This is a genomic window from Neobacillus citreus (assembly GCF_018343545.2).
Lineage (GTDB): Bacteria > Bacillota > Bacilli > Bacillales > Cytobacillaceae > Neobacillus > Neobacillus citreus.
The window spans coordinates 1-765 of the sequence record NZ_JAGYPE020000150.1; the positions used below are offsets into that span (position 1 = coordinate 1).

1 pseudogene is annotated in these 765 nt (G+C 46.7%); it reads right to left on the reverse strand.

The features are described 5' to 3' along the window. Positions 1-207 (reverse strand): annotated as a pseudogene (locus KHB02_RS29655) (group II intron reverse transcriptase/maturase); the annotation flags it as partial. Positions 208-765: the final 558 nt, after the last annotated feature.

A 765-nucleotide genomic window follows, 5' to 3' on the forward strand; every position in this document is an offset into this window, starting at 1 on the left:
TGGTTTCGGGATTTCGACACGGCGGACAGGAGAAGGTTGATAGTTACCCGTTCTCAAAGCTTCCCGAAGGGAATCCCAGTTTTCATAGAGATGTCGACGTAGGAATTTTACGGACATTCCATCTATGCCATGACTTCCTTTGTTCTGCTCTACCCTTTTTAGGGCAGTTAAGAGATTTTCCCGTGATAAAATTCGTTCCATTAACATGATGTTATTCCTTTCCACGTGAATGAAGGTTCTGTTTATGCCGGTACTTGCTCCACCCTCCTAAAGTCCCGAGCGGATTCACCGCTTCCTCCTTTAGGTAAGTCCTTTCGGATTGTCTGTGTTCAATGCAATCACCGAATGTGCAGATTTCATTCTTTCTTAATAGTTCAGTCCTTCCCATCCTTTCTCGAGTTAGAATGGTACTATGACATCTGCTGACTTCTGATTGTTCAGCTATCCATTGCTGGATAGGTTACCAAGTGTACTTGGTATATCAATCAGACCTCCCCGGGTAAGAATGCAGTCTTTCCCTCCACCTATCTGCTTCATTTACTCTGTACCACCTTCGGCAGTAAGGACTTCGTTTTGGTTTGCAAACTCGTCCAATGATACCTAGCCTTATATGAAGTTCGTGTTCCTCAGACCGGAGGTTTGCTGCTCGCTTCCTTCAGATTCCGCGTCACCACGGACACCCTTGCGTTAAGCTAACCACTACTACTGCCTTCGTGGCTCGGGACTTACACCCTAGAGACTGCACCCATGCCGGGCGCACAAACA